Origin of the sequence: Faecalibacterium sp. AF28-13AC (genome assembly GCF_003478405.1) — a bacterium.
Classification (GTDB): domain Bacteria; phylum Bacillota; class Clostridia; order Oscillospirales; family Ruminococcaceae; genus Faecalibacterium; species Faecalibacterium prausnitzii_E.
In genome coordinates this window covers 1-1,535 of sequence record NZ_QUFG01000030.1, presented here as the reverse complement: position 1 = coordinate 1,535, position 1,535 = coordinate 1, and the positions used below count along the sequence as shown (strand labels likewise).

Genomic DNA, 1,535 nt, shown 5'->3' with positions numbered 1-1,535 from the left:
AACAAGAAGAAAGAGCTTGTCCACGCCGAGATCATGCTGCCGTCCCATGCGCCGCCCGGATATGCAGACCGGGCAACGCTCTGGAACGCCGTAGAAGCTGTAGAGAACCAGTGGAACTCCCAGCTTGCCCGGCGCATCGTGCTGGCGTTCCCGGTGGAGGTGCCGAAAGAGCAGTATTTGTCCATGATAAAAGAGTTTTGTCAGGAGCAGTTTGTTTCCAAGGGTATGATTGCTGACTTTGCCATCCATGACAAGGGAGATGGCAACCCACACGCCCACATTCTGCTGACGCTCCGGGCAATGGACGAACACGGCAAGTGGTTGCCGAAAGCCCGAAAGGTCTACGACCTTGACGAGAACGGCGAGCGCATCCGGCTCTCCTCTGGCAACTGGAAGTGCCACAAGGAAAACACGGTGGACTGGAACGACCAGAAGTATGCCGAGATCTGGCGGCATAGCTGGGAGACCATCACCAACCGCTATCTGGAAGCCGCTGGCAGACCGGAACGTGTTGACCTGCGCTCCTTTGAGCGGCAGGGCATCCAGCAGATACCGACCGTGCATCTCGGTCCCGCCGCACACCAGATGGAAAAACGCGGGGTGGAAACCTTTCTCGGCAACCTGAACCGGGATATTCGAGCCGTCAACAGCCTGATGCAGTCCATCCGCAGCGCAATTCGTGGTCTGCAACGCTGGATCGCAGACCTGAACGAAAAGAAGCAGCTTCTTCTGGACGCTCTGGAAAAGGCGAAAGAACCAACGCTGTCCGACTTGTTGGTGGATTACTTCAACCTTCGCAACGAGCAGCGCAGCGATTGGTCGAGCAAGGCGCAGATAAAATGTACTGCCCGTGACCTTGCCGAAGTCATGCAGGCAGTCGATTATCTGAAAGCTCACTCCTTGAACACGGTCGAGGACTTGAACGCCGCAATCAAAGACCTGAGCCAGACCGCCGCCCCTCTCCGCAAGCAGTTGAAGCAGAACGAGAACCGGATGCGTTCGATTGCTCAAATCAAGGACGCTACGGCCATCCATGCCAAGCTGAAGTCCATCCACGATACCTTTATAAAGATGAACTTCAAGCTGACCAAGGACGCTTATGCCGCCCAGCACAAAGAGGAGCTGGACACCTTTAATAAAGCTGTCCGCACTCTGATGAAACTGAACGGCAGCACAGCGGTAGATTTTTCGGCATTGGATGCCGAATTTTCTGCGCTGCAATCGAGCAGCGCAGAGCTGCGCGCCCAACTGGAAACCTTGCAGCCGGACGTCTCTGCCCTGAAAAATATCCGCAAGTATATTGACATGGTGCTGAATAAGCAGCAGCTTTCTGCACCGGGCGGTAAGATGCCGGAGAAGGAATCGGTGCTGAAACAGCTGGAGCAGTTTCAGCAGAAAAAGTCCCACCACAAAACGACTTCCACTACCCCAAACCGCGAAGAATCGCTCTAAACGATCTTTCTGTCACCGATATGACGTTGCAATCAGTGGCAGAAATACATAATTCATTTGTTTTTTGCTGGCTTTTGGCTATT

General features: G+C 54.1%; 1 protein-coding gene. It reads left to right on the top strand.

What is annotated here, in order from left to right:
- On the top strand, positions 1 to 1,452 hold a 1,452-nt coding region (locus DWY95_RS16715), incomplete at its 5' end, for a MobA/MobL family protein (protein ID WP_118554335.1).
- Positions 1,453 to 1,535: the final 83 nt, after the last annotated feature.